Origin of the sequence: Hirschia litorea (assembly GCF_042665075.1) — a bacterium.
In the GTDB taxonomy this organism is placed as follows: Bacteria; Pseudomonadota; Alphaproteobacteria; order Caulobacterales; family Hyphomonadaceae; genus Hirschia; species Hirschia litorea.
Genome location: NZ_JBHTBR010000002.1, coordinates 219,291 through 244,820, shown reverse-complemented (window position 1 = coordinate 244,820; position 25,530 = coordinate 219,291). Strand labels below are relative to the sequence as shown.

The following is a 25,530-nucleotide window of genomic DNA, read 5'->3' as shown; positions in this document are numbered from 1 at the left end:
CGTAAAACTCTCAAGAATACAACACCTTCCAACAAACTATGGGTGGAAAACACTCAATTTTGAGTTTTCAGTATCCTCGAGAGCAAGCCCTTGATTATTTAGGCTTTTGCAGCTTTTTCAGCGAGCTTCTTCTTACGCTTAGCATCCGCCTTCCAGCGGCGAATATGAATTAGCATGCCGCACACAACCAACACCATCATTGAACCGATAACCAGCAGCAAAAGAGGCTGACGGCGATATTTGATATCTCCGGGCCAATACTGCGCAACATGTGTCTTATAATATTCAGCAATAAGTGTACGCTTCACCGTACGTACAGATCTGTGCACCTGCCCCGTCACTTGGTCTATTGATAAAACACCTTTCTGCGGCTCTTCAAAATGTCCCTTCCAAACAGGAAACGGGCCGATCGCAAAATACTCGTCATAAGTTGTTGCTATTTCCCACTCCTTGATGGAATCCGCTGTTTCTTTTGAAACTGCCCACTGCACCAGCCTATCACGATCTGCTTCAGTTAATTTAATCTCCTGACCACTTTCAGCGCTAAACGCTTTTTGCTGGTCAAGCTTGTCCATAAAGTTGATCAAGATATTCGGCGTCTGCCAAGCTAATCTATAAACAGGCTCCCCCAACAGAGATGTTAGCGTGATACGTGTCGGCGCAATATCAGCTTGATGATTAAGTTGTTTGGGATGAAATTGAACACGTTCCCAATCAATAGGTGCCTCTTTTTGGACAGTTATTTGCGCGCCCTCTTTATCTGCACGCTCCAATAACCACACAACTGAAAGTCCAGATGTAACCCAGAATACGACTTGCAAAGCCAAAACGATTCCAATCGCTTGGTGCCATCTCAAAATTCTAAGTCCACCACCCTTAATAGCATGAACACGACGCACAGGAAGAATACCCAAAAGCGCAGTTGCTAAGAAGATAACAGCAAACACAGTCAACACACCGCTATCTTTGTATTTAGCCAGCATGCTGTAATCCATCGTATGGATGCTTTTAAAAATGGTCTCCAACCGCTTTGGAAGATTGCCCTGCGAGCGCAAAGCTCCCGTCTGCATATCGATGAATAGTGCAGCCTTTTCAGCCTCAACGCGCCAAATAGGTAAAATGCCACGGCTATATTCTGGCGTATGCTTTTCCTTTACCGTAATTTTCGCATCCGACAGATCTTCGCCCGTTAGCGCTGTCGCTATTCTGCGTGCGTCTTCTTCTGTCACCTTTGGCGCGGCACTTAGAGTATCTGGGGTAATCCACTTTGAAGCTTGCTTATCTTCATACCCCGAAACGTGAAGCAATCCTCCGATTTTTTGTTCTGACAAAACGATTTTGGATGCCCAGCCTGAAACTTGCTTTAAATCAGCAATATCAGGCCATTCATCAGCCGCATTGAATCCAGCAGAAGTCATATTTGGATAGGGCTTTAGGGATTCAGACGATATCAAACTCATCCCGAGCGCTGTAACCAGCCAAATAGCGAGCTGCGCCAGCAATACTAGCGACAGCCACCTATGCCACTTCAAAAAAAACAACCTCATACTTCCTTGCCCCTTCATTTATTCATTCATTATCGTCTGGGCACCTAAAAAATTCGGCAGGAAAGACATGCCTCTCCTGCCGATGATTCCAACTTACAAACCTGTCGTTTTACAAACTTCTCAAATATACCAATACCGGAGAAAGACTGTAGGTCAGAATTCAGTTATAATGACCGAGCTGTTCACAAATGGGAGTATGTGAGAGGTTATATCGGGCACTATTTCTTAAACGCACCAGCGTATGTTCTTGTATTGGTATACCATTGCATTCGTATATCCGTAGTGCAACTACTTTTTTCCGTAATTTCCACAATGATCCCCCCTCTCGAAACCTCCGACTTACCTGCATTTTTGCCGCTAATTTACGTTGGGTAACTTTAGCAGGTTTGACCTAAGTGCGACTAATTCGTACCGAAGGTTAGAAATCCTAATTCCCTCAAAAAATTATGATATTATAGGATGAACACGCTCGATCGAAATGGAAAAACTGAAAATGAATGAGAAGACCCCAAGTTCACTACGATCAATACGAAGGTGTTTTCAACTTTTTGAGATTTTCGATGCCGAACAACAGCCCATGTCCGCAAGCGTAATCGCAAACAAATTAGATGCACCTCTTACATCAATTATTGACCTCCTAAAATGCATTAGCGAGTTAGGATATATTTCATATGATAGTCGCAGCCGAACTTATTTCATCACCCCGAAAATAAGCAATTTGGGAGAATGGTTGATCGACAACCCGCTTCACAATTTCAACTATGAAGAACTACTAAGATCACTGCGGGATGAAACCCGTGAAACGATCGGTATTTTCAGCCAAAATGGCACTCAAATGTTATGTCTAGCTGAAATAAGCGGTCTACATCCTCTCAATTTCAGAATGTCCGTCGGAGAAATGGTCCCCTTATTCCAATCCTCTGTGGGCCACGCTCAACTTGCGCATTGGAAAGACGAAGACATCAAAAAAACCTATCTCAAAAGGCATAAGCGCGAAGACGGCACCAAATTAGCCAATCTCTTGAAAAAAGTTAAAACGATTAGAGAAACCAATTACTCAACCGGATACGGTCTCGTTCACCCTGATGTTGGCGCAATCTCCGTAAGTTTGGAAATTTCACCCGAACGCTGGGTAATCCTTTGCGCAGGTGGTGTCATCAATCGTATCAAAGAGAATGAAGCTAAATTTTCAAAAGCACTTTTATCTGCCATTGGAAAATAGACATTTGAAGTAGAAAAAAGGGCACCTCTCACAAGGCACCCTTTTCTATTTCAGTTCAATTACGCGATGACTTAGTAATTTACGCGCAAAGTCAGTCCATATGTTCTTCTGTTTGGATATGTCGCACTGATCGTCAACGGGAAGAATGTTGAGAAATCTGATGGTGACGTTACACCATCGGTCGTGTTGTTGAAGAACACATCGCGGAAAGAGGCAACCGACTTGCCATCATCCAAAATGTTTTCACCCCACAACTCCAGTGAATATCGATCACCGCGAACACCCGTACGTAAGTTGAATGTCGTACGCGCATCGTGAACAGTTTGATTTGTTGCATCAGAGAAGAATTTCCCGCGATACAGCATGTCACCGCGCACATACCCATCAAAGTCGGATGTGATCGTTTTATCATAAGACACGGTCAAGTTACCTTGCCATTCAGGTTGTCTTTGAACTTTCAAACCTGACACATCCCCATCAGGACCAAAGCCTGGGAATGCAGAAAACGTGTCGATCTTCGCATCTGTAAACTCTGCATCCGTCCACGCAACGCCCCCATTTATTGAAAGATTATCCGTAACTTCAGCAACGAATGAACCTTCAACACCGAAGACTTTAGCTTCCCCACCATTCACATCAAATGAAATTGGCGGTGCAAAGGATTCGTCCAGTTGAGGAACAACAATATCCTTCCAGTCTACGTAGAACACAGCCAATTCAGTGTAGAACCAATCAGCAATGCTGTTGGTTTTCATACCCAACTCATATGTCCAGTTAGATTCAGGATCAAAAGCAGATACAACAAAACGCCCATTATCGCTTCCAGTATCAAATCCACCACTTTTTGCACCACGCGCAGCGGATGCGTAAAGAAGCGAACCATCTTCTAAGACGTAATCAAGACCAAAACGTGCCGTTATGGATTCGAATGTATCGCCCCCATTATTGCCGGTTCTCAATTCAAGAAACTTGATTTCATCTTGTGCGTACCGCACTTCCGCGCGCCCAGTTAAAGCACTTGTGAAATCAAATTCAGTTGATGCAAACACAGCCCAAGAATCTGTCGTTCTTTTACCTGAATCGGTTGTATCAATTGTTCCGGTTGGCCCAAATGCACCTAAGAAAGCACCATCACCAAAACCTAGCGTGAACCCAGGTGCAATTGGTGCACATGGACAGAAAGCTTTAAAATCGTCAGGTAAATCGCTCAGTACGATTGTACCACCACCTCCACTGATATCTTCACTTGAATAATAGAATGCCCCCGCAGACCCTCTCCACTTTTGGTCTTGAGGCGTGGTATAGCGAAGTTCTCCACTCATCTCTGTGCTTGTATCAGGCAAATCCACCTGCAAAAGAGAAGCTTCAAATGTATCGATACCACCAGTTAGGTTTGTATAAACGTACGGAAATGTTGAACCGAGTGCACGCGAACCATCTTCCGTAAAGGAAAATTCAACTTCTGAATAACTGGCAAGCGCACTAATGCTACCCCAGTCTTGATCATAGTTTGCACTAACATATGTACGGAAGGTTTCACGCTGACCGCCTTCTGCTTGCGGTAAAACACGAAAGCTTCCCACTTCGTCTGCATCCGGCAATGAACCACAGAAATTCTGCGCGCGAGGGCCGCCATTTTTGAATTCACAATTTGCGAGAATTTTCTTAATAGCCGGCGGGTCAATATCATCCTCCGAGTAATACCCTGTAAGATTGATGTCCCAGTCTTCCGTTGGTGTGAAGCGCAAACTACCATTTACTGTTTTGTATTCATAACCACCAATGTCGCCGCCACCAGGCTCTTCATTATCATAGGAACCATCCCAACCATCAAAAGCTAAAGCGATACGGCCAGCAATTTTATCCTCGACGATAGGACCTGTCATGGATGCCATGATTTTTTGACGACCGCGATTTCCGGCTTTTAGCTCAAGTTTTGCACCAAATTCATTGTCAGGCTTTGCAGTTACAAAATTGATAGCACCAGAAAAACTGTTTCGCCCGTAAAGCGCACTTTGTGGGCCTTTAACAACCTCAATACGTTCAAAGTCAATTTGGCTTAAGTTTAGACCTGTGCTTGCACCGATAAATACACCATCAACGAAAACTGCAGTATTGTTTTCTTGTCCAACAGCGGTTTGTGCGACACCCCGAATAACCGGCGTTGGAACACTTGCACCAAATAAGTCTAGGAAGGTCAAACCCGGCGTAAAGTCAGCAACGTCATTTAGATCAGTTAAGCCAGCTTTCTCAATATCTGCTGCAGAAAATGCAGTGATAGCTAGAGGTACTTCAGCAAGGCTCTCTTCAACTTTACGAGACGTTACGACAACCGTCCCTAGTCTTTTTGTATCAGCGGCTGTTTCTTCAGCTACATCACTAGCTGTCTGCGCCAACGCGCTCCCCGCAAATACCGTACTTAGCAGCCCCAATAGAAATACATTCTTACGCATACGAACTCCTCCCAAATATCATCGTTATGTCATTCAGTCCGGATTTATTATTGGTATCGAAAACATCCGGCCCCGCATTAGATATACCATTATCTTATCGAAAAATGATATATCTAATTTCGGATATTCGTAATTTAATTACGAATATTTGTATTTTTTAGGGAGCTTTGCTACATAATTAAGCAATAAAAATCACAGATACGATCAGAATTGCAGCGCCTTAAAACGCGTCAGCGCTTCCAACTTGAATTTCATCTAAACGATATGGTGAACCTTTGGGCGTCGAAAATAATATCTTTCCTTCTTCAGTTGCGCCTGAAAATTCCACCCAAAGCGCATCAGGTAAAACCTGATATTTCCATGACCAGTTTAGTTCCACACCCTGTGTTGTAGACAAAACTTTACAAGGTAAGCTTTCGCCAAGAAATCCATCCCCATCTTTCGTCCAAATGATATCGCATGCGGCACCACTCGTTGCTTTTTCCAATTCAGCGGGCAGCACTCCAGAAAAAGCATCAGCATTTTTTGCAATAGAAATTTTAGGCTCTATATCTTTAAACTTGCGCGGAGACATTTTTAAATGTTGACCGTTTTCTGTGACATAAACAGTCCAAACTAAAAATTCAGTTTTATCAAAATACCAATTTGGTGGTCCACCGTATCGGGTAGATCCTACAAGTACTGCATCACCAATTTTGGGCGCATCAATTTTCATAAAATATCTATTTACGCGACTATGCTTTTTATCGCCCTCCACACCTGCCGCTTCATCAGCTTGCATTTGTTGGAAACTATCAAACTCACCCGACATTAAATTCACAAACCTGCGCACATCACTATCTGTGACAGATCGGGCTACATGCTGAAGATCCTCTGTACTATAGCGCGATCGCTGCTCCATATGACCGGGGTTAGAGCAGGCTCCCACCAGCAGCATAGCAGACAGATTGAACGCGTATAATTTGAATAGCTTCGCCACGTAGTTCTTCCCCCGTTATTACCTTGAATTTTGCGCCCCTCGTATGTTTTGTATTTTATATGTTGAAGGCCAAATATTGCAGGTTAGATATATCAATACTGCATCATGCTGCGCATTTAACAATATATATTCGTAATAAAAGTTAGAAAACACGTACTTGGACAAGCACAATACAGCACCTGCGACGGAAATTCCGTCACAAAATCCGAGTTCTTATATTTCAGAGAAGAAAAAAACTAAAAACATAAATGCTTTCAGTAACTTGATTGGTCGGGACGGCAGGACTTGAACCTGCGACCCCTGGTCCCCCAGACCAGTGCGCTACCGGGCTGCGCCACGCCCCGACAATCAAGGCAGCTTTATAAGCTAGTCCTAGAAGACTTGCAATCAGCTATTCATGCCTTTTAATACTCAAACATCTAATAACCAAACGATTTTAAAAACAAAAAGCCCTGCTAATCCAATAAGATAGGCAGGGCTAAATATTCTTCGATACGTTTTCAGCTTACAACAAACTAAGATGCTTTCCGCACCTCATCCAAGCGTGATTTCAAACCCGTCAGGTCTTCCAACAATCGATCTAAACGCTCACGTGGCACATCATCATTTTGCACTTCTGCGACCGCTTTAAACGCACCACCTTCAACAGCAGAGCGCACAACATCTTGTAGGTCTCTTACCGATTTACCAGCTATACTTGGTGCCATAACCTTTTTCTCCTCAGCATCATCGCTCAACAATGAGCTGACTGGAGTCGATGCTAAATAACGTTGCGCACCCTTAATTGTCATTCCACGCTCATGGAGAAGGATCTGGATAGCGCGAATCGTCAACATATCCTCAGGGCGATAATAACGTCTGCGGTCAGAACGTTTCATTGGTGAAATCTGCGAAAATTTAGTTTCCCAAAAACGCAAAACATGCGCCTTTAAGCCCAATTCCTTAGCTGCTTCACCTATAGATCGAAAGGCATCCGCTGACTTCTGAGGTTTCGGGCGACGTCGACTTTTCGGGCTTTCACCAGCTATCGTAACAGTCGGAGGTGTGGGTTGTGCATCATGTAGATCATCAAAGACAATCTTCGCAGCAGAGGCGTTCATTACTTCTCCTTAGTAGCGAGCGATGCTTCCACACGGCTTCGCATCAAAGGCGAAGGCTTAAATGTAACAACGCGACGCGCGGTTATCGGGGCCTCAGTTCCTGTTTTAGGATTACGCCCTATCCGCGCATTTTTGCGCCGTACAACAAAATTTCCAAAACGAGCTAGCTTAACAGGGTTGTCCGCAACGAGCTCTTCGCAAATCATCTCAAGCACGCGCTCAAGATAATCACTAGAATCTTGCCTCGTCAGGCCCACTTGTTGAACCAACGAATCGACTATATCAGCCCGAGTAATTGTTTTTTCAGACACGTTAGCAGCTCCCATTTAATGACCTACATTAACCCGAGAAGCTGACTTTGTTAAGAGTGTTTACACAAAAATATCAACGAATACATTCATTTACTATTCGTTAATCAAAGTCTAAACAACGCAGCCCCCCAAGAAAGGCCTCCACCAATTGCTTCAATAAGCACTAATTCGCCCTTTTTGAGCATACCAGACTTGTGCAATTCACTTAACGCAAGCGGCACTGAAGCAGCAGAAGTATTCCCATGATTAGCAACTGTAGATACGATTCGATTTTCTTCAACACCTAGATTTCGCGCAACCGCAGAAAGTATGCGTTGATTTGCCTGATGCGGAACAAGCCAATCTATATCACTAAGCTCTAAATCAGCTTCATCTACAACTGTTCGCACCGATTCTGATATTTTATTGACGGCATGTTTAAAAACCTGATTGCCAATCATCCGAAGGTGTCCAACGGTTTGAGTAGATGAAGGCCCACCGTCAACATGAAGCAAATCAACATAGCGACCATCTGTACGCAAATGCGCGCCTAATACACCGCTACCGTTGGCTTCTTCTTTCGTTTGACGTTCAAGAACAATAGCCCCGCCACCATCACCAAAAAGCACACAAGTACCACGATCAGACCAATCAATAATCCGAGAAAACGTCTCAGCGCCAATCACGAGCGCGCGTTTAAACTGCCCTCTCGCAAGATAATTGTCAGCTGTTGCCATAGCAAACACAAAACCTGAACACACAGCTTGAACATCAAATGCTGCACCATTGGTGACACCAAGTTTTCTTTGAATGATAGAAGCTGTCGCAGGAAAAGTTTTATCAGGAGTAGCTGTTGCACAAATGATTAAATCAATATCGTCAGCTGTGACACCGGCGTCTTCCATCGCTTTTATCGCAGCTTTCGTCCCCAAATCAGAGGTCAGCTCTCCGTCCGCGGCAATATGGCGTGACTTAATTCCAGTGCGCTCAGTTATCCAAGCGTCATCCGTATCCACCATTTTTGACAAATCCTCATTTGTCAAAATGCGTTCGGGTAAATAACCGCCAATACCTGTAACTACAGAACGATACTCTGATTGAAGTGTGGTCAATGTCTACTCAGCCGCCTCAGTCGCACTCAAATTTTTCTTTTCGGTTGCTTCCACAACCAGCTTTAGCTGCGCAAGACTCGGTTCGATGAACTCCGCAAAGTGACAGCTACCCATGTCAACCGCAACCCTTATTGCTTGCTCATAGCCATATGGATCAGTTCCACCATGACTTTTCACAACAATCCCTTTTAGTCCCAGGAATACGGCACCATTCACGCGTCTGGGGTCAATTCTATCTTTTAGGCGTTTCAGAGCAGGAGTGGCGATCATACCACCCAGCATCCCAAACACACTCCCTTTGAGATAAGTCTTTAATAGTTGTGCAATTAATCCAGCCGCACCTTCAGCTGTCTTTAGAGCGACATTGCCAGTAAACCCATCAGTCACGATAACGTCTGCACCACCAAAGGAGATATCATTGCCTTCGAGAAAACCGGTATAGTTTATTGTCAAATCATCGTTGCTCAATAAAGAAGCTGCATACCGTAGGGTATCATTCCCCTTCATATCTTCAGAACCAATATTGAGTAGTCCTATGCTTGGATTCTCTTTATGGTGTACCGCTTTTGCAAAAGCTTCTCCCATAATAGCAAACTCAGCCAGTTGCTCTGCATCTGCTGTAATATCAGCACCAAGATCAAGAACTGCACTCATTCCTTTAGCGGTTGGCCAACTCGCGCACAATGCTGGGCGATGTATCCCCTCCATTGTACGAAGAATTAGTTTGGCCATCGCCATCAAAGCACCAGTATTGCCTGCAGATACAACTGCTGAAGCTTCACCTTTTTTGACAGCCTCAATAGCCCCCCACATGGAGGTGCCTTTCCCCTGACGCACAGCCTGAGCAGGCTTCGCATCCATCGCAACGCTCTTAGCGGCATGACGAATCTCTGTGCGCGCCTTGGCATGCTCTGTGGCTGCTAGTAAAGGTTTAAGAACGACCTCATCACCAAACACCAAAAAGCGTGTGTTGGGGTCTGTCTTCGCGTAGCGTTCTATTCCCGCAACGACCATTTGAGCGCCATCATCACCACCCATGCCGTCTATAGAAATGACCTGAATCTCAGTCATTCAATTCGCCTGTTTCACTAATACAATCCTCGACCTATTAACACGTCCGCGTCAGTTATCTAGTCTCAGTTGGCCCAAAGGTTGACTTCTTCCACTGAAGGCCAGTCAATTTCAGCAGTTAACATGCGCTCTTCTTGTTGATTGTCAAAGAGAACTGCTGCTTGACTTGCATACTTCGCCAGAACATCTGCGAATCCGTCATTCACATTCATATTCCTTAGAATCGCATCCTTCATAGCCAAATCATTGCGCTCTGAAATAGCTTCATCATATGCTTTTGCGCGACCGTAAAAAGATTCACCGATTACGCGCACCTTTTTTCCGACCTTTAAATCACCTGTTCCGATTTCTCTCAATGCGTCATCAAAGCCAGAGAATAATTCATTGAAAGTTTCTTGAGCTAACCCATTGCCCGCCTCTCCCATATCTCTCAAGCGACGGAAAACCAAAGCGGAATGCAGCGCAACCACCTCAAATCGCCCAGCAAAGCTATCCTCTAATTTACCATCCCCAAAGAAACATGGTTGAAGCGATTGCTCCATAATCGCCATGTGAAGCGCCTCGGGAACCTCTTTTGAGCGTTTTTTTCTTAGAAATATCGATTTCAGCAGTTCCATTCGCTATACTCCGCTTGCCAAACTATACTCCCCAACTGTACCAACGTATTCACGAGTTGGAGACCTCAATATGGTGAAGTTTAAGATTTTTATAGCCTGTGCCGCGATTCTTTCTGTTAATGCATGTCAAGCATCACGTAATTTTCATGGCTATTTACCAGACCAAGTGCAACCTTCAGAGATTGAACCCTCTGTGGATACACGGTCAACTGTTATTGCGCGTTTAGGTTCTCCATCTACGACAAGTGTTTTTGATGATAACCTCTGGGTTTATATGTCATCAACTCAGGAGCAATTGACCTATCACCGCTCCAAAGTTGTGCGTCGTAACATTGTAGCCATTCAATTTGACGAACAAGATCAGGTTACAGATGTTCTCACCTACGATTTAAGCGATGGTAAAGTGATCGATTATGTCTCACGCGAAACGCCAACTCGTGGACGTCAACTAGGAATTCTTGAGCAATTATTCGGAACAATTGGTGCAGGTCTTCCTGGTGGTATAGGCCAACAACAAGAACGTGGGCCCGGCCAGTAATTCTCAAAGCCTAAAAACCACTAAAGAAAACGGGCCTGCATTTTTCGTCAGCCCGTTTTTTTATTGGATTAAAAAACCAATTTAACCAAGCTCTTGGCTGGCAACTTGCAGGAAAGTCATCCCCGTAAAGGCATGCTCACCTAGCTCTTTATTCACGGTTTCAATGAAAAGCTTTTCAGCTTTTTCTTCGTCAATACGTGAATAATTGCCTTGCAGGTGGATGCTCTCTCTATGAGCAGCACGCAGCACGACATCTCTTACAATGTGTGCTTTTTCACGAAAATCCCACACACCTTTGCCGTCTGCAACGAGCATTCTTGCATTGACATAAAGATAGTTTACGAGCTTACGATCTTCATCAAAAACAGGAAAAACCATCGCGTTTAATTCTACTGAGCGATTGATTTCTTTTTCTTCTTTTTTATTGGCACTATCCCCCGCAGCATAGGCGGTGCCGCCAAAACTGGTCGTTGAAATAACAACCCCAACTGCACAAAGTGCGAGTGTTTTAGAAATTGAGGGCATTGAAAAAGCCATAGAATTCTCCTGAATTACTATAGCTAATCTACTTCAAAGAGGTTTCAACTCCGTTAGGAAGGTGTTGTATTTTAGTGTTATAAAACAATGGTCGGAAACAAGTTATACTTCAAAAATGTTTCCATCCTTCACTTCTAATAGGAATGGTTGCCCCATTCGAACGTTGCAATAGTACGCCTTGGCCGGATTGGATTTTTCCAATTTTAGTAATGTCCAAACCATGTTGCAGACTGGCGCGCAAAATAGCAGCCTTGGCCTCGGGTGGTGCTGTAAAAACAGTCTGATAATCATCACCCTTTGTAATAAGCTCCAGTCTGCCAACCTTTTTTTCTTCTAAACATAGCTTGGCTGCACTGCTGAAAGGAACATCATCCAAAGCAATAACTGCTTGAAAATTAGAAGCTTTTGCAATGTGATCAATATCAGCCACAAGCCCGTCCGAAACGTCAGCACTTGCATGAGCAACGTTTGATATAAGGTCTGCGATTGAGAGATCTGGGATCTCCGGCACACGATAACGCCACGCCAACAACGCCACGTCTTCAGGACGGCTAAGTGATAATTCACCTCTAGCTGCTTTTAGCCCCAAATAGCCATCACCAATCGTGCCTGTAACCCATATGTCGTCGCCCTGCTTAGCGCCTGCTCTGCGTATGGGGCCCGTCTGAGGGCAATGTGCTAACAGTGTGAACCCTAGCATCAATGGACCTGGTGTGGATGTAGTATCACCCCCCATTAGCGAGATACCCCAATGCTCCAAATCTGCTTTCAATCCATCCGCAAATGAACTGATTTGGCGCACATCTCGTCCGCTCGGCCACGTTAAGGATAAGACCGCTGCCCAAGGAGTACCACCTTTTGCGAGGACATCCGAAATGTTAACTCGAAGGAGTTTTTGCGCCACCGTTTCAAGAGGATCTTCGCTCAAGAAATGAACGCCCTCAACGAGACTATCTGTAGTGATAATAAGTTGACGTCCATCAGGTGGATTTAAGGATGCGACATCATCTTCCAAACCGAAAGCATCTGGTGATGTTGCTAAAGGTGCAAAATAAGTCTTGATCAGATCAAACTCATTCATGCATAGCCACCCTTATCTTAATTTATACTGACACCTTTAATCGTTTAGATTTTACGCTGGCGTTCCGCGTACATCTTCACGTACATTTTCAAGCAACGCATTTATAAAGCGCGGTTCAGCGTCATCAAAGAATGCATGTGCGATAGACACATATTCATCCAGAATAATCTGCGCCGGCAAATCATCACGCTTCATCAATTCATACACACCTGCACGCAAAATCGCACGAGACGTTGCATCCAAGCGCTCAATTTTCCAACCATCTGCTAGACGTTTAACTATTGCCTCATTGATTTCAACTTGGATATCAACAACACCTTCAACAAGATCTCTGAAAATTTCAGGGTCAGCAGCTTCAATTGGATTGCCTTCATCATCAAGGCCGACACCATCTTCGCAATAATCGTCAATGACTGAGCGCGCCGAGCGGCCAGTTTGCTCGATTTGGTAGAGCGCCTGCACACCCGCCAAACGCGCACCTGAACGGGCAAGTTTACGTAATTTACGTTCGTTATCTTTATCCACTGGCGGGGTATTAGTCATTTACACATCCACGTCTGAAAAATGGCGCGAAAGGTTCACCATAGCCACACAAGCATCGACTACTTCTTGGCCTTTGTTTTTCTGTTTTCGATCCGCACGGACCCAAGCTTGGTCTTGGTTTTCAACCGTCAAAATACCAAATCCAATAGGTGTTCCCATCATGGAAATATCCATCATCGCACGCGCACTTTCACCACACACATAATCATAGTGCGATGTTTCTCCGCGAATGACGCATCCAAGCCCGATATAGCCATCAAACTCAGCAGCTTCCATAGCCATGCGAATAGCAGCAGGAATTTCAAATGCACCCGGCACTTCAATTGTTTCGTATGTTGCGCCCGCGCGATCTAGTGCTTCTTCCACACCAGCCTCAAGCTCAAGTACAATTTTTTCATAATACCGCGATGTTACAATCAAAATGTGAGGCGCAAAATCACTCATGTCTACTCGTCTCCAGAAAACCGACGCCATCCCTCTACTGACAAGCCGTAGCCGTCAAGTCCCGGCAAGGTAGAAGGACCATGATTACTCATCAAAATCATCTTACGGACACCCAAATCTTTCAAAATTTGCGCCCCGATACCATATTCGCGCAATGGTGCAGATGGATCAGGCTTACCATCATCAATTGCGCCAAGTTGTGTGGCTAGGTCTGCTTTTACACCCATGCGCACAAAAACAGCCACACCATTTTCTTCTGATTCAGACAAAGTGCGGATTGCCGATTGCACAGCATCTTCACGGCCATTTGCTTGACCCAATACATCTGTAAGGAAATCGACTCGGTGCACACGCACCAATGTTGGCTCATCACCAGAAATACGACCCTTAACAAGCGCAACATGCTCGGTTTCATCAATCAGATTTTTAAACACGATCAAACGGAATTTTCCACCATAGCTGGATTCAAAATCAGTTTCGATACGGCGTTCAAGAAAGCGATCTTCACGACGGCGATAAGCGATTAGGTCCGCAATCGTACCGACTTTCAAACCGTGTAATTGGGCAAATGATACAAGCTCTGGCAAGCGCGCCATTGAACCATCATCATTCATGATTTCACAAATCACACCAGCAGGATAAAGCCCGGCCAAACGAGAAATATCTACAGCGGCTTCTGTGTGCCCTGCACGCACAAGCACACCACCATCACGCGCAATTAAAGGAAACACGTGCCCTGGCGACACAATGTCTTCTGGTCCTTTTGTCGGGTCAATTGCAACGGCAATAGTATGTGAACGATCATGCGCTGAGATACCAGTAGTCACACCTTCTTTAGCTTCAATAGACACGGTGAAAGCTGTTTGCATGCTTTCGCGGTTTTCACGCGCCATCATATCAAGATTCAAACCACGTCCGCGATCTCTATTCATGGAAAGACAGATGAGCCCACGTCCATAACGTGCCATAAAATTTACTTGGTCTGGCGTCGCAAACTGCGCAGGGATAATCAAATCACCTTCGTTTTCACGATCTTCAGCATCCACAAGGATATACATTTTCCCATTGCGCGCATCTTCAATGATCTCTTCGATCGGAGAAATCGCGGTTGAAAAATCTTCAGACATTCATTTATTCCTTGTTCAACATACGCGCCACATAACGCGCGAGCATGTCAGCTTCCAGGTTCACTTTACGACCCGGTTTCATTTCACCAATTGTGGTCACTTCCCATGTGTGGGGAATAACAGCAACCTCAAACCAATCTATATTATTTTCAACACCCACAGCAGCTACTGTTAGAGACACACCATCAATTGCGATAGAGCCCTTTTCAGCGACATATTTGCTCATGCTGTCTGGGATAGAAAACCGAATACGGCGAGAACCACCCTCGGGCGTTACTGATATAACCTCACCGACGCAATCTACATGACCAAAAACGAAGTGCCCGCCCAGCTTATCCCCCAGTTTTAGGCTTTGCTCTAAATTAACGTGCGTCCCACCACGCCATTGTCCAAGCACTGTACGATCTAGGGTTTCTTGCACAGCTTCAACGTCAAACCAGCATCCATCGTCATTTTGATCAAAGCCAACCACAGTGAGACACACACCTGAATGCATAATGGATGCACCCATTTCAATGTCATCTACCGAATAGGCACTCTCAACACGGAAACGGCGCATGCCGTTCTCATCTTTAACATCCGCGATACGGCCAAGGTCGGTAACGAGACCTGTAAACATTAGAAGAAGCTTTCTGTTCGATTCAAAAAAGGACCAGCCCTTGATCCCTCATTTCATTTAGGTGCTGATTGGTCGATTGTCCAATTGATCCACATAAATGGTTTAGTCCATTTTGCGCGAGAAGCTTTCCCACACATCCACTCCGCAGGTTTCAAGGCGCATGCGGTGCCACCCAGTCACTTCATCAAGCCTTTCTATGCCTAACGAAGCAAGGCAAGCTATGCCATCTCCACCAATTACGATAGGTGCGCGAAACCATTCAATTCTATCAACCAGATTGGCCTTGAGGAAAGACGCAGCAAGCTTGCCGCCTCCTTCCAGAAACAGGGTTTCAATGCCCTCTTCGGCACACCTAGCAAGCAGAGCGCGAAGGGAAACACCTTCAATCGGCGCAATGGGAAGGCTCCACACCTCCACACCATGCTCCATAAAAGGATATTCGGCTTTTTCTTTCAGATTCATGCCGCACGCAATAATAGTTTTGTACTCGCGTGCCGTTTGAACGAGCTTATGCGTCAGCGGAGTGCGCAATTGACTGTCTACAACCATGCGTACTGGCTGTTTATTGCTAGGTGGGTTTGTGCGCACATTCAGCATAGGGTCATCAGCGAGAGCAGTGCCTGACCCCACGAGAACAACATCATGTTCAGCGCGCAAATGATGCACCTGCGCCCGCGCTTCAGTCCCTGTAATCCACTGACTTTGGCCTTTGGAAGTGGCTATACGTCCATCTAGTGACGTCGCCAGTTTGAGCGTGACTTTAGGAAACGGTGCGTCACTCATTCTTTATCAGCTTCGCCCAACTCGGCCATGTGTTTTTCAATGAAGCGCGCAAAGTCTGATGGGTTTTTGAAATCGCGATATACCGATGCGTATCGCACATACCCCACAGGATCGAGCGTGGACAATGCTTCCATGACTAATCCGCCTACTTCAGAAGACGTTATCTCTTCTTCAGAGGAGCTTTCTAAACGACGGATAATACCCGAGATCATTTGATCGATCTGTTCTTCATCCACTGGACGTTTCTGAAGCGCTATTTTTACTGAACGCGCAAGTTTTTCACGATCAAACAGAACACGCTTACCGTCCCGCTTAACGACCATGAGGTCCCGCAATTGTACACGTTCAAACGTTGTGAAGCGGCCACCGCAAGTTTGACAACCACGGCGGCGGCGCACGGCGGTATCTTCTTCCGCAGACCGACTATCGCGTACAACTGTATCGCTCGACTGACAGAAAGGACAACGCATGTGCATTCACTCCGATTAAAGAGGCTCCTCGATAAGGTATCGAGAAGCCTTACTGTTTGCTATTAAAGCGCCTGACCAGCGATTGAGCCTTGGTAGATTGGGAAACGCTCTGTCATTGCAATCACTTCGCTTTTTACACGTTGTTCAATTGCAGATGAGTCTTCACCAGATGCAACTGCATCTACGATCTCAACGATCCAGCGCCCCACTTGTGTAAACTCTTCAACACCAAATCCACGAGATGTTGCTGCTGGAGAACCAACACGGATGCCTGATGTTACCATTGGTGGTGCAGGATCAAAAGGCACACCGTTTTTGTTACATGTGATGAAAGCACGCTCTAGTGCTTCTTCTGTATCTTTACCGCTCACACCTTTGGGACGCAAATCAACGAGGACGACGTGTGTATCTGTTCCACCAGACACAATATCCAATCCACCTTCTTTAAGCGCAGCTGCCATCGCTTGCGCGTTGGCTATAACTTGCTTGGCGTATGATTTAAAGTCTGGTGTCAGTGCCTCACCGAACGCTACGGCTTTACCAGCGATCGCATGCATCAATGGGCCACCTTGAATACCAGGGAAAATTGCTGAATTCACTTTCTTAGCAATGTCAGCATTGTTTGTTAGAATCATTCCACCGCGTGGGCCGCGTAATGTTTTGTGAGTCGTTGTGGTTGCCACATCAGCATAATCAAGTGGGTTCGGGTGCTCACCAGCAGCTACAAGACCTGCGAAGTGGGCCATATCAACCATAAAGAATGCACCAACTTTATCAGCGATTGCGCGGAATTTCGCAAAATCAATCTGACGCGGATATGCAGAACCACCGGCGATAATAAGTTGTGGCTTGTGCTCAAGTGCAAGCTTTTCAACTTCATCAAAGTCAATCAAGTGGTTGTCTTCCCGCACCCCATATTGAACAGCGTTAAACCATTTACCTGATTGGTTTGGTTTAGCGCCGTGAGTAAGGTGTCCACCTGCTGCCAAGCTCATACCAAGAATAGTGTCGCCCGGTTTAATCAACGCTTGGAAAACACCTTGGTTTGCTTGAGAACCGGATGATGGTTGAACGTTCGCAAATTCACAGTTGAAAAGTTTTTTAGCGCGATCAATTGCAAATGTTTCGGCAACATCAACAAATTCACATCCACCATAGTAGCGACGCCCAGGATAGCCTTCTGCATATTTATTAGTCAGCACTGACCCTTGCGCTTCCAATACGGCACGAGAAGTAATGTTTTCAGACGCGATCAACTCAATCTGCTGTGTTTGACGGCCAAATTCATCATTAATGGATGCAAATACATCTGGGTCCGTGTCTTTAAGTGATTTTGTAAACAAGCCTTGAGCAGACGAGGTCATGGGATTCTCCAAACTGTGAGGAACATTCGTTGCTGTTCAGGTAAGCCTTTGTGCGCAAAATGGCAAGTTTCGACACAAAACCAATTTTATTTTACGAATAAACAAAATAAAACTCGATTTACTTAGTCATTATCAGCTATTAGTAGAGTCATTACTTGATAGAATCTAATATCCTTAACAGTGAAACACTAAATTCACCACTTGTGAGTGTCTTTCTGGAAAGAACACATGACCGAAGAAATTAAAAACACTAGCCTCTCCCAAAACGAAATCATGCGAATGACATCGAACATAGTGTCATCGTTTGTATCCAATAACCCAGTACCTACTGATAACTTGTCGGATGTTATTCGATCAGTACACAAAACAGTATCTAATCTTTCTGACACCTCGGATACTAAGTTAGATGAACGTCCAAAACCTGCGGTTCCGGTCGGGAAATCAGTAACTGAGGAATACATTATTTGTTTGGAAGACGGCAAAAAACTTAAAATGCTCAAGCGTTACTTACGCTCTCGCTACGATATGTCACCGGATGAATACCGCCGCCGCTGGGCTTTGCCTGCTGACTATCCGATGGTTGCACCAAGTTATACAGCCCGCCGTTCGGAATTTGCTAAAAAGATCGGCCTTGGAAAAAGTAGCAATAAATAAATTTTGTGCTCAATGAAGATATAAAAAAGCGCTGTTCCAAATATATTGGTCAGCGTTTTTTATGGTCAGTTTTATATATTAAATCACACAATGATGCCGCGCCTAGAATTAGGTTGATTTGCATCCTCTGCATTGCCGTTTTTCTTCGATTCAATCTTCCTGCGTGCATAGCTCAACTTATTGCGTGCTATCGGCAAAATTTCACTTTCAGAAGAATTAGATGGCGCGATAAAAGAAATTTCCAACCCATCATGCGCATCTACAGCACGTACCTCCATAGTGTTGCCAATACGGTTGAATTCCAAATATATGTGGCCTGAATCAGTCATCAATAAATAATAGCGCTAACTCTTTGAGACGACAATCAGTGCTATAAATTTATCAAACAGTTGGCTACGAAACTAAGATGCGCGCTCCAAACCCAATTGCGCCCAAATTGCCAATAATGCAGAGACAAGCTCATCCATCATTTCTTCAGTGTGATTTGGCGATGGCGTAAAACGCAGACGCTCTGTCCCCTTTGGAACAGTTGGGTAATTGATCGGCTGCACGTAAATTCCAAAATCATGCAGCAATGTGTCAGACAACGCCTTACAGCGCTCTGGATCAGCGACTAGCAATGGTACGATGTGGGTTTCAGATTCCATCAAAGGCAAATTCGCATCTTTGAATTTCTGCTTCAGCATCGCCGCAGCAGCTTGGTGACGGCGACGTAAGTCACGTCCGTCATCTGTACGTAGTTTACGAATGGATGTGAGCGCACCAGCTGCAAGAACTGGACATGTTGAGGTCGTAAAAATAAAACCAGGTGCCATCGAACGGATTGCATCAATCACAGCCGTTTTACCTGTGATGTATCCACCCATCACGCCAAAACCTTTGGCCAATGTTCCTTCAATAATATCTATTCGGTGAGCAAGACTATCTCTTTCAGTGACACCACCGCCCTCTTCGCCATAAAGACCAACGGCATGCACTTCATCAATATAAGTGAGCGCTCCAAATTCATCTGCTAGATCACAAATCTCTTCAATGGGAGCTACGTCACCATCCATAGAGTAGACACTCTCGAACGCGATCAGCTTAGGTGCATCTGCAGGGTCATTTTCGATGAGTGAACGCAAGTGCGCCACATCATTGTGACGAAATACACGACGCGCACAGGAGGAACGACGAATACCTTCAATCATAGATGCATGATTTAACGCATCTGAATATATTATAACGTCTGGAAGAATTTTTGCGATTGTTGAAAGCGTCGCTTCGTTTGACACATAACCAGACGTAAACAGTAGGGCGGCTTCCTTACCGTGTAGATCCGCAAGTTCTTTTTCAAGGTCCACGTGATAGCGTGTTGTACCAGAAATATTGCGTGTTCCACCAGAACCTGCACCAAAGCTATCAATAGCCTCATGCATACCATCAAGCACATCATTATCTTGACCCATGCCAAGATAATCATTGGAACACCAAACAATCACATCCTGCTCGCGCCCGTCTTCATAACGTGCGGCAGCTCTTGGAAACTCTCCACGGTGACGTTTCAAATCAATAAAGACGCGGTAACGCCCTTCGGACTTGATTGAATTAAGAGCATCCTCAAAAGCTTGCAGGTGTCTCATTATTTTCTGCGCTCCTTATTTGGTGCGTCATTGATTTAGCACACCATTTTCAAGAAGAATCCGGTTTAGAGTGCATCTTTAACTTACATAATGATTAGCGCTATCCCCCTCAAAAGGGAACTGCACAATCGTCGCAGTGCGGCAGCTTTACGCAGATAATGCGCTATAAACGCATATACAAGGTCTCACGCAAAGACTTTCCTACCTCTTTAAAAACACACAAGAAAAGGAAATCCTCACCCGAGTTGAACTTATTTCTACACTGACAAAATAAAGGTTCAACAAAATCATGCATAAAATTCAATTATGGATGCAAAAAGAAAAAGGGTGCGACACCCTCAAGTATCACACCCTTTCTCACAGGTGCCCCACGAACCAAAATTTTTGGTTCAACGCCCGCTTGTTTTGTTCCCGTCTACTCGATTAGAGACGGTAACGGATTTGATCTGACCAGAAACGCTCTAGGCGTGACATTGTCTTGTTCATGTGTTGAAGGTCTTCATTGCGCACAGACGCAGTAGGCTCCAAAGCATTCGCCTGACGGTCGAAGAGTTGCGCAACTTTGCTACGTACATCCAAACCACTTGGCGTCAATTTTAGAAGAACTGTACGGCGGTCATCATCAGAACGCGCTTGCTCTAAATATCCACCTTCTTGTAGTTTCTTTACGTTGTACGACATAGACGTACCAGCAAAAGCACCACGAGCACGCAATGTGCTTGCAGGTGTTTCCTTTTCACCGATTTCATAAAGAAGGAGAGCTTGAACACCCGTTAAGTAACGCTCACCAGAGCGCTCTAAATTGTCTTTTACAACGTCGTGTAAACGACGGTGTGCTTGCTCTAATAGAGACAAAGAACTTAGGAAAGAATATTCAATAGTATCGTTCGCATCCATTTTAGATGCGTTAGCTTCAATCATCATCACCATCACCACTATACATTTTGTTATTATTGGCTGGGTATGAAGCTAACCAAATGAATCTAACAAAATGCTAATGATAAATGCGAATCAGTAAGTTTTATGCATTTTTGTCAAATTATTTTTCAAAAAAATCCTAGCACATTTCATATAAAACTAGGACTTCTCGATATTTTGAATATTCTTCTAAGCATAAATATATCTAAAGAAATGTAAGCTCACCTCTTTCCAGCGGCGCAAACATTGCCTCTAAATCAGTTTCGCTGACGCCTGAAAGCTCTGCTGGTTCCCATTTAGGGGCATTATCTTTATCGACAACAACAGCCCTGACGCCTTCAGCGAAATCTGGACGTGCTACAGATCTATTTGCGAGACGAAACTCCATCGCCATGACATCTTTAAATGTTTCAAGTTTACCGCCTTCGATCAGTTGACGATGCGTAACCTTCATTGAAAAAGGACATTTTGTTTTCATTATAGATAGCTGCTTTAAAGCCCATTCACTGCCATTATCTTCAAGAGCTTGAAATATCTCTTCGACAGTATCTTTTTCAAAGCATGCATTGATTATGTCGATTTGCTTGATGAAGGACCCGTACTCTTCCCACTCCATCGCTTCAAGAACTTCCAAATCTCCTAAAAGTACCATTTCTTTTATTGCAGGCAGAACTTTTGATTCGACAAAGTGCGTTGCAATTCCAGCTGCTGCGACATCACCGCCTTTTAGTCTTGCACCAGTTAACCCTAGCCATTGACCAAGCCCACCACCCAAGCGCGGCAAAAACCATCCGCCGCCAACATCTGGGAACAGACCTATTCCCGTTTCAGGCATGGCAAAGACAGTATTTTCTGTAGCGATCGAATGGCTACCGTGAATACTGAGCCCAACTCCCCCCCCCATGGTTAAACCATCCATGAATGTCACGACGGGCTTTGGGTATTCAAACAATTGCACATTCATGCGGTATTCGGTTTCGAAGAACTTCCGCACCTCCACACCATCACCCTGCCCAGAGATAGCCATTGGCTTAATATCGCCGCCTGCGCAAAATCCACGAGTGTCTTCCGCATGATCAATAACAATGATTTTCACACTATCATTGCTACGCCAGTCCAGCAGTGCTTTGGAAATGTCTGCACACATTTGCGTATTCAGTGCATGCAATGCTTTGGCACGGTTTAAGGTGATATGACCAACAGGCCCGCTAATTTTTGCGATAACATCTGACATTGTTCTATCTACTCGCTATATTCCGCTTGTTTAGAGCGGTGTATTTTGGGCAGCAGGCCAGCCCATATAAATAAAGCCAATCAAGCTATTTGGCTTCTATCGAATTTAATCGTCAAAGATTGAACGACGTTCCGGACGCAATAAAAATATGGCTGCAATCCCGACAATCAATTCAAACATAACTTCAAATGACGTGATCCAGACAGGAATCACCTGCTGGGATAAAGTCAACGTATACAATCCCAAAGCAAAATGAAGGAAAAAGAAAACGAAAAACCATTGAAGTCGGTTTACGAGGACAAATGCGCCAACCAGGAGCGAAAAAAGAAAGAACGCAAATTGGATGCTATCGAGCACAATAACCGTTTTATCTGCAGTTTCTGGAACCGGACCTGACATGAGCGCCATTCCAGTTACAACATTACCGCCGGAAAAAACCAATAATAGACCAAATAAAACTGCGCCACGTAGCGCGCGACTTACAGGCACAAGTACGCTAGCAACCGCTATGGCTGATATGACTCCAAACAAGCCGCCAAACACCAGCAAAGTATCAGCGCTGGTCAGAGCAATTTCAAAACGTGAATACATTGCAAACTCTACTCATAAACCTACTGACAAGGACCAATCTACATTGATGCCAGCACTCTTCATCTCGCCAATTTTCAAGTTAGAATTAACCAACCTATTGAAAACACTGAAGAGACCTACTTACATAGCATTTCTTATAAGCATCCTCTAATACTAAAAATCGTGTACTTTTCAACTACTACACAGCAAACTTAATGTTACACATTAATATACACAGACTTAAATTGCCTTCCATTACCCATTAACCAAAGTCAAAATATTCTCTATGACACAACCCAACTCTAATTTACTTGACCAAGTGAGAATTCGAAGCGCAAGAGCAGATGAAATTAATGCCCTTCAAGAGATAGACCTGACATCCTCTCAACTCTTTAGGGAAACTGGGCTATTGGACTTTAGTCCGGACTCAGCTCAACTCCGCCCCATTCCTGAGGCTCGTTTTCGCAATGGGTTGGGTGATAGCTTATTATGGGTATCCGCCAATGATCGCGACATTCCTATTGGTTTCATCCTTTGCGAACATAAAAAGACCGGAATGTATTTGGATCAGGTCTCAGTTCTTCCTGAATATGGGCGCAAAGGCATTGGAGAACAGCTAGTTCGCCATGCAATTGAAGAAACTAAACGTCATGGATATGATCATATTAGCCTTTCAACATTCAGAGATATCCCTTGGAATGGAAAATTCTATAAACGTTTAGGGTTTAAAGAAATTCCAAGACACAAACTGCAAGATTGGCAGCATGAACTCACCCAGCTTCAACGTGCCACAATGGACATTTCTAAACGTTGCTTCATGAAGAAGTCTGTGAAACGACTATTCTTCTAAGCTATGAGCTAAGACAACATCTTTATTGACTAGAAAGGTCCCCCTGCTATGGCCTTCCCCGCTACTCGTTTAAGGCGCACGCGACAATCAGATTGGGTACGCCGCTTAACGCGCGAAACCAGACCCACTGTAGATGATCTTGTATGGTCAATGATTATACATGATGGAACGGAAGCGCGTATTCCAATTACAGCCATGCCTGGGATTGATCGTTTAAATATTGATGAAGCGACCAAAGCTGCAAAGCGTGCGCAAGAATTGGGTATCCCAGCGATTGCTATCTTTCCTAATATTGACCCATCCAAGAAAGATGATGAAGGAAGCGAAGCACTTAATCCCAATGGTTTAATTCCTGAAGTTATTCGTGCCATGAAAGCGGCCGCTCCAGATGTAGGCATAATTTGCGATGTCGCGCTGGACCCTTTCACATCTCATGGTCATGATGGACTAATTGATGGCAACGGCTATGTGCTAAACGATGAAACCAGCAAATTACTTGTTGCTCAAGCAATTGTGCAGGCCCAAGCTGGCGCAGATATCGTCGCCCCTTCAGATATGATGGATGGACGCGTGGGTGCGATCCGAACAGGGTTGGAAGCAGCCGGCCATACAAATACGCTCATTCTTTCGTATGCTGCAAAATATGTCTCCGCTTTTTACGGCCCTTATCGTGAAGCCGTTGGTTCAGCTGCGCTGCTAAAAAGCGACAAGAAAACCTACCAAATGGACTTTGGAAACACTCAAGAAGCTATCCGCGAAGTAGCAATGGATATAGAGGAAGGCGCGGACATGGTTATGGTCAAGCCCGGCTTACCTTATCTAGATATTGTCCAGCGTGTGTCACGTGAATTACATGTGCCAACTTTAGCCTTCCATGTTTCAGGTGAATATGCAGCAATTCAAGCCTCTGCACAGCGCGGGTGGATTGAAGAAGAACGCGCAATTGTGGAGATTATCGGTGCATTTAAACGCGCTGGTGCTTCTGGTGTCGTGACATATAATGCCGATAAATTAGCGCAACTTTTAAGCTAGTTGCGCATTTATACTGTTCTGCCTTTATAGGATTCCCCCATGTTTACAGTGCATCATCTCAATAACTCACGTTCCCAACGCGTATTATGGCTCCTTGAAGAGCTAGAGTTTACTTATCAAATTAAATTCTACCAACGTGACGTCAAAACAATGCTCGCGCCGCCGGAACTTAAAAAGGTGCACCCATTAGGTAAGTCACCAATTTTGCAAGACAATGATTACACGATTGCTGAAACAGGTGCGATATTCAGCTATTTATTGGCTAAATATGGAAACGGTCCTCTTGCACCTTCTTTTGACACTAAAGATGGTATCGCGCTTCAGCATTGGCTCCATTATGCAGAAGGCTCGGCCATGCCTCCTTTGCTTATGAAGCTTGTCTTCGATCGAATGCCTTTAAATACAAGTTTTTTAATGCGACCAGTGGTTAAGCAAGTGTGCAAAAAGGCTATGACAGCATTTGTACAGCCTCGTCTTCAAGAGCATATTGATTATTGGGAAAAGTCTCTTTCAAAAACCGGATGGTTTGCTGGCAATAAATTTACAGCGGCAGATATGATAATGAGCTTTCCGTTGGAAGCGGCTGCATCACGTGCGGGAGCTGATAAAAGCGAAATAATCATGGATTTCCTTTCTCGTATTCACGCACGCCCCGCTTACCAGACAGCACTAGCAAAGGGTGGCGAATACGCATACGCGAAAGCACAGGTCACCAATTCCTAAGACATAAATCACCTCCATGAGATGCACAAA

Annotated in this window: 28 protein-coding genes and 1 tRNA gene; 6 read left to right on the top strand and 23 right to left on the bottom strand. The window is 44.7% G+C overall.

Features of this window, described 5'->3' with window-relative positions; genetic code table 11:
• Positions 1 to 98: 98 nt before the first annotated feature.
• Positions 99 to 1,460, bottom strand: coding sequence for a PepSY domain-containing protein (locus tag ACFQS8_RS01270; RefSeq protein ID WP_382164956.1), 1,362 nt, complete (start codon positions 1,458 to 1,460; stop codon positions 99 to 101).
• Positions 1,461 to 2,040: 580 nt separating this feature from the next.
• Here ACFQS8_RS01270 and ACFQS8_RS01265 point away from each other — a divergent pair.
• Entirely contained in the window at positions 2,041 to 2,769 is a 729-nt protein-coding gene (locus tag ACFQS8_RS01265; protein ID WP_382164954.1) for an IclR family transcriptional regulator, read from the top strand.
• A gap of 71 nt (positions 2,770 to 2,840) precedes the next feature.
• Here the strand turns inward: ACFQS8_RS01265 and ACFQS8_RS01260 are convergent, their stop codons facing one another.
• From ACFQS8_RS01260 to ACFQS8_RS01225, 8 genes are all read right to left on the bottom strand, one after another.
• Positions 2,841 to 5,222 carry a TonB-dependent receptor gene (locus ACFQS8_RS01260; protein ID WP_382164953.1) on the bottom strand — a complete coding sequence of 794 codons (2,382 nt, stop codon included), beginning with the start codon at positions 5,220 to 5,222 and terminating at the stop codon, positions 2,841 to 2,843.
• Positions 5,223 to 5,442: 220 nt separating this feature from the next.
• The gene (locus tag ACFQS8_RS01255) at positions 5,443 to 6,201 is read right to left on the bottom strand and encodes a hypothetical protein (protein ID WP_382164951.1); all 759 of its coding nucleotides are present in this window, start codon (positions 6,199 to 6,201) and stop codon (positions 5,443 to 5,445) included.
• Positions 6,202 to 6,468: 267 nt separating this feature from the next.
• Positions 6,469 to 6,545: transfer RNA gene (locus ACFQS8_RS01250), tRNA-Pro, on the bottom strand.
• 171 nt (positions 6,546 to 6,716) lie between these two features.
• The gene (locus tag ACFQS8_RS01245) at positions 6,717 to 7,301 is read right to left on the bottom strand and encodes a MerR family transcriptional regulator (protein ID WP_382164949.1); all 585 of its coding nucleotides are present in this window, start codon (positions 7,299 to 7,301) and stop codon (positions 6,717 to 6,719) included.
• A complete protein-coding gene (locus tag ACFQS8_RS01240) occupies positions 7,301 to 7,612 on the bottom strand; it encodes an integration host factor subunit alpha (protein WP_382164947.1) in 312 nt (103 codons plus the stop codon). The genes ACFQS8_RS01245 and ACFQS8_RS01240 overlap by 1 nt, the downstream gene beginning before the upstream one ends.
• A 104-nt stretch (positions 7,613 to 7,716) precedes the next feature.
• Entirely contained in the window at positions 7,717 to 8,703 is a 987-nt protein-coding gene (locus tag ACFQS8_RS01235; protein ID WP_382164945.1) for a beta-ketoacyl-ACP synthase III, read from the bottom strand.
• Positions 8,704 to 8,706: 3 nt separating this feature from the next.
• The gene (gene plsX / locus ACFQS8_RS01230) at positions 8,707 to 9,774 is read right to left on the bottom strand and encodes a phosphate acyltransferase PlsX (RefSeq protein ID WP_382164943.1); all 1,068 of its coding nucleotides are present in this window, start codon (positions 9,772 to 9,774) and stop codon (positions 8,707 to 8,709) included.
• A gap of 65 nt (positions 9,775 to 9,839) precedes the next feature.
• On the bottom strand, positions 9,840 to 10,391 hold the full coding sequence (locus ACFQS8_RS01225; RefSeq protein WP_382164941.1) for a ubiquinol-cytochrome C chaperone family protein: 552 nt from the start codon (positions 10,389 to 10,391) through the stop codon (positions 9,840 to 9,842).
• A 70-nt stretch (positions 10,392 to 10,461) separates the two neighbouring features.
• Here ACFQS8_RS01225 and ACFQS8_RS01220 point away from each other — a divergent pair, with 70 nt between their 5' ends.
• Positions 10,462 to 10,929, top strand: coding sequence for an outer membrane protein assembly factor BamE (locus ACFQS8_RS01220; RefSeq protein WP_382164939.1), 468 nt, complete (start codon positions 10,462 to 10,464; stop codon positions 10,927 to 10,929).
• 81 nt (positions 10,930 to 11,010) lie between these two features.
• On the opposite strand, the gene ACFQS8_RS01215 is transcribed toward ACFQS8_RS01220, so the two are convergent.
• The 9 genes from ACFQS8_RS01215 to glyA form a co-directional block, all read right to left on the bottom strand.
• Entirely contained in the window at positions 11,011 to 11,466 is a 456-nt protein-coding gene (locus tag ACFQS8_RS01215) for a hypothetical protein (RefSeq protein ID WP_382164937.1), read from the bottom strand.
• A 109-nt stretch (positions 11,467 to 11,575) separates the two neighbouring features.
• Positions 11,576 to 12,547 (bottom strand): thiamine-phosphate kinase, encoded by a 972-nt coding sequence (gene thiL, locus ACFQS8_RS01210; RefSeq protein WP_382164935.1) that lies wholly within the window; start codon positions 12,545 to 12,547, stop codon positions 11,576 to 11,578.
• 51 nt (positions 12,548 to 12,598) lie between these two features.
• A complete protein-coding gene (nusB, locus tag ACFQS8_RS01205; RefSeq protein ID WP_382164933.1) occupies positions 12,599 to 13,090 on the bottom strand; it encodes a transcription antitermination factor NusB in 492 nt (163 codons plus the stop codon).
• A complete protein-coding gene (ribH, locus tag ACFQS8_RS01200; protein WP_382164931.1) occupies positions 13,091 to 13,534 on the bottom strand; it encodes a 6,7-dimethyl-8-ribityllumazine synthase in 444 nt (147 codons plus the stop codon). It lies immediately after the preceding gene.
• A gap of 2 nt (positions 13,535 to 13,536) precedes the next feature.
• Positions 13,537 to 14,661 (bottom strand): 3,4-dihydroxy-2-butanone-4-phosphate synthase, encoded by a 1,125-nt coding sequence (gene ribB, locus ACFQS8_RS01195; protein ID WP_382164929.1) that lies wholly within the window; start codon positions 14,659 to 14,661, stop codon positions 13,537 to 13,539.
• 4 nt (positions 14,662 to 14,665) lie between these two features.
• Positions 14,666 to 15,280, bottom strand: a complete 615-nt coding sequence (locus ACFQS8_RS01190) for a riboflavin synthase (protein WP_382164927.1) — start codon at positions 15,278 to 15,280, stop codon at positions 14,666 to 14,668.
• A 102-nt stretch (positions 15,281 to 15,382) separates the two neighbouring features.
• The gene (locus tag ACFQS8_RS01185) at positions 15,383 to 16,063 is read right to left on the bottom strand and encodes a RibD family protein (RefSeq protein ID WP_382164925.1); all 681 of its coding nucleotides are present in this window, start codon (positions 16,061 to 16,063) and stop codon (positions 15,383 to 15,385) included.
• Entirely contained in the window at positions 16,060 to 16,533 is a 474-nt protein-coding gene (gene nrdR, locus ACFQS8_RS01180; protein WP_382164923.1) for a transcriptional regulator NrdR, read from the bottom strand. Before nrdR ends, ACFQS8_RS01185 begins: the two co-directional genes overlap by 4 nt.
• 62 nt (positions 16,534 to 16,595) lie before the next feature.
• Positions 16,596 to 17,897, bottom strand: coding sequence for a serine hydroxymethyltransferase (gene glyA, locus ACFQS8_RS01175; RefSeq protein ID WP_382164921.1), 1,302 nt, complete (start codon positions 17,895 to 17,897; stop codon positions 16,596 to 16,598).
• Positions 17,898 to 18,125: 228 nt separating this feature from the next.
• Between glyA and ACFQS8_RS01170 the strand changes: the two genes are divergently transcribed.
• The gene (locus ACFQS8_RS01170; protein WP_382164919.1) at positions 18,126 to 18,551 is read left to right on the top strand and encodes a Ros/MucR family transcriptional regulator; all 426 of its coding nucleotides are present in this window, start codon (positions 18,126 to 18,128) and stop codon (positions 18,549 to 18,551) included.
• A gap of 83 nt (positions 18,552 to 18,634) precedes the next feature.
• Here ACFQS8_RS01170 and ACFQS8_RS01165 read toward each other — a convergent pair whose 3' ends face one another.
• The 5 genes from ACFQS8_RS01165 to ACFQS8_RS01145 form a co-directional block, all read right to left on the bottom strand.
• Positions 18,635 to 18,880, bottom strand: coding sequence for a DUF6898 family protein (locus ACFQS8_RS01165; RefSeq protein WP_382164917.1), 246 nt, complete (start codon positions 18,878 to 18,880; stop codon positions 18,635 to 18,637).
• 72 nt (positions 18,881 to 18,952) lie between these two features.
• Positions 18,953 to 20,173, bottom strand: coding sequence for a 5-aminolevulinate synthase (hemA, locus tag ACFQS8_RS01160; protein WP_382164915.1), 1,221 nt, complete (start codon positions 20,171 to 20,173; stop codon positions 18,953 to 18,955).
• Positions 20,174 to 20,596: 423 nt separating this feature from the next.
• A complete protein-coding gene (locus ACFQS8_RS01155) occupies positions 20,597 to 21,097 on the bottom strand; it encodes a MarR family winged helix-turn-helix transcriptional regulator (protein ID WP_382164913.1) in 501 nt (166 codons plus the stop codon).
• A 199-nt stretch (positions 21,098 to 21,296) separates the two neighbouring features.
• Positions 21,297 to 22,325, bottom strand: coding sequence for an enoyl-CoA hydratase/isomerase family protein (locus tag ACFQS8_RS01150; protein ID WP_382164911.1), 1,029 nt, complete (start codon positions 22,323 to 22,325; stop codon positions 21,297 to 21,299).
• Positions 22,326 to 22,430: 105 nt separating this feature from the next.
• A complete protein-coding gene (locus ACFQS8_RS01145; protein WP_382164909.1) occupies positions 22,431 to 22,916 on the bottom strand; it encodes a hypothetical protein in 486 nt (161 codons plus the stop codon).
• Between the two features lie 265 nt (positions 22,917 to 23,181).
• On the opposite strand from ACFQS8_RS01145, the gene ACFQS8_RS01140 reads away from it, so the two are divergent.
• From ACFQS8_RS01140 to ACFQS8_RS01130, 3 genes are read left to right on the top strand one after another with little or no spacing between them, the layout of a single operon-like run.
• Positions 23,182 to 23,745 (top strand): GNAT family N-acetyltransferase, encoded by a 564-nt coding sequence (locus tag ACFQS8_RS01140; protein WP_382164907.1) that lies wholly within the window; start codon positions 23,182 to 23,184, stop codon positions 23,743 to 23,745.
• Positions 23,746 to 23,793: 48 nt separating this feature from the next.
• On the top strand, positions 23,794 to 24,777 hold the full coding sequence (hemB, locus tag ACFQS8_RS01135) for a porphobilinogen synthase (RefSeq protein ID WP_382164905.1): 984 nt from the start codon (positions 23,794 to 23,796) through the stop codon (positions 24,775 to 24,777).
• A gap of 39 nt (positions 24,778 to 24,816) precedes the next feature.
• Complete coding sequence (locus tag ACFQS8_RS01130) at positions 24,817 to 25,500, top strand: glutathione S-transferase (protein ID WP_382164903.1); 684 nt, start codon at positions 24,817 to 24,819, stop codon at positions 25,498 to 25,500.
• The last annotated feature ends 30 nt before the right edge of the window (positions 25,501 to 25,530 follow it).

Bases quoted from the DNA above. Each gene is read 5' to 3' on its own strand.
- nrdR (WP_382164923.1), bottom strand. From the start codon at position 16,533: ATGCGTTGTCCTTTCTGTCAGTCGAGCGATACAGTTGTACGCGATAGT.
- ACFQS8_RS01270 (WP_382164956.1), bottom strand. From the start codon at position 1,460: ATGAGTTTGATATCGTCTGAATCCCTAAAGCCCTATCCAAATATGACT.
- ACFQS8_RS01260 (WP_382164953.1), bottom strand. From the start codon at position 5,222: ATGCGTAAGAATGTATTTCTATTGGGGCTGCTAAGTACGGTATTTGCG.
- ribH (WP_382164931.1), bottom strand. From the start codon at position 13,534: ATGAGTGATTTTGCGCCTCACATTTTGATTGTAACATCGCGGTATTAT.
- ACFQS8_RS01170 (WP_382164919.1), top strand. From the start codon at position 18,126: ATGACCGAAGAAATTAAAAACACTAGCCTCTCCCAAAACGAAATCATG.
- ACFQS8_RS01245 (WP_382164949.1), bottom strand. From the start codon at position 7,301: ATGAACGCCTCTGCTGCGAAGATTGTCTTTGATGATCTACATGATGCA.
- ACFQS8_RS01225 (WP_382164941.1), bottom strand. From the start codon at position 10,391: ATGGAACTGCTGAAATCGATATTTCTAAGAAAAAAACGCTCAAAAGAG.
- ACFQS8_RS01265 (WP_382164954.1), top strand. From the start codon at position 2,041: ATGAATGAGAAGACCCCAAGTTCACTACGATCAATACGAAGGTGTTTT.
- ACFQS8_RS01165 (WP_382164917.1), bottom strand. From the start codon at position 18,880: ATGACTGATTCAGGCCACATATATTTGGAATTCAACCGTATTGGCAAC.
- ACFQS8_RS01185 (WP_382164925.1), bottom strand. From the start codon at position 16,063: ATGAGTGACGCACCGTTTCCTAAAGTCACGCTCAAACTGGCGACGTCA.
- ACFQS8_RS01215 (WP_382164937.1), bottom strand. From the start codon at position 11,466: ATGGCTTTTTCAATGCCCTCAATTTCTAAAACACTCGCACTTTGTGCA.
- ACFQS8_RS01190 (WP_382164927.1), bottom strand. From the start codon at position 15,280: ATGTTTACAGGTCTCGTTACCGACCTTGGCCGTATCGCGGATGTTAAA.
- glyA (WP_382164921.1), bottom strand. From the start codon at position 17,897: ATGACCTCGTCTGCTCAAGGCTTGTTTACAAAATCACTTAAAGACACG.
- hemA (WP_382164915.1), bottom strand. From the start codon at position 20,173: ATGAGACACCTGCAAGCTTTTGAGGATGCTCTTAATTCAATCAAGTCC.
- thiL (WP_382164935.1), bottom strand. From the start codon at position 12,547: ATGAATGAGTTTGATCTGATCAAGACTTATTTTGCACCTTTAGCAACA.
- ACFQS8_RS01220 (WP_382164939.1), top strand. From the start codon at position 10,462: ATGGTGAAGTTTAAGATTTTTATAGCCTGTGCCGCGATTCTTTCTGTT.
- ACFQS8_RS01130 (WP_382164903.1), top strand. From the start codon at position 24,817: ATGTTTACAGTGCATCATCTCAATAACTCACGTTCCCAACGCGTATTA.
- ACFQS8_RS01150 (WP_382164911.1), bottom strand. From the start codon at position 22,325: ATGTCAGATGTTATCGCAAAAATTAGCGGGCCTGTTGGTCATATCACC.
- ACFQS8_RS01140 (WP_382164907.1), top strand. From the start codon at position 23,182: ATGACACAACCCAACTCTAATTTACTTGACCAAGTGAGAATTCGAAGC.
- nusB (WP_382164933.1), bottom strand. From the start codon at position 13,090: ATGACTAATACCCCGCCAGTGGATAAAGATAACGAACGTAAATTACGT.
- ACFQS8_RS01145 (WP_382164909.1), bottom strand. From the start codon at position 22,916: ATGTATTCACGTTTTGAAATTGCTCTGACCAGCGCTGATACTTTGCTG.
- ACFQS8_RS01155 (WP_382164913.1), bottom strand. From the start codon at position 21,097: ATGATGATTGAAGCTAACGCATCTAAAATGGATGCGAACGATACTATT.
- plsX (WP_382164943.1), bottom strand. From the start codon at position 9,774: ATGACTGAGATTCAGGTCATTTCTATAGACGGCATGGGTGGTGATGAT.
- ribB (WP_382164929.1), bottom strand. From the start codon at position 14,661: ATGTCTGAAGATTTTTCAACCGCGATTTCTCCGATCGAAGAGATCATT.
- hemB (WP_382164905.1), top strand. From the start codon at position 23,794: ATGGCCTTCCCCGCTACTCGTTTAAGGCGCACGCGACAATCAGATTGG.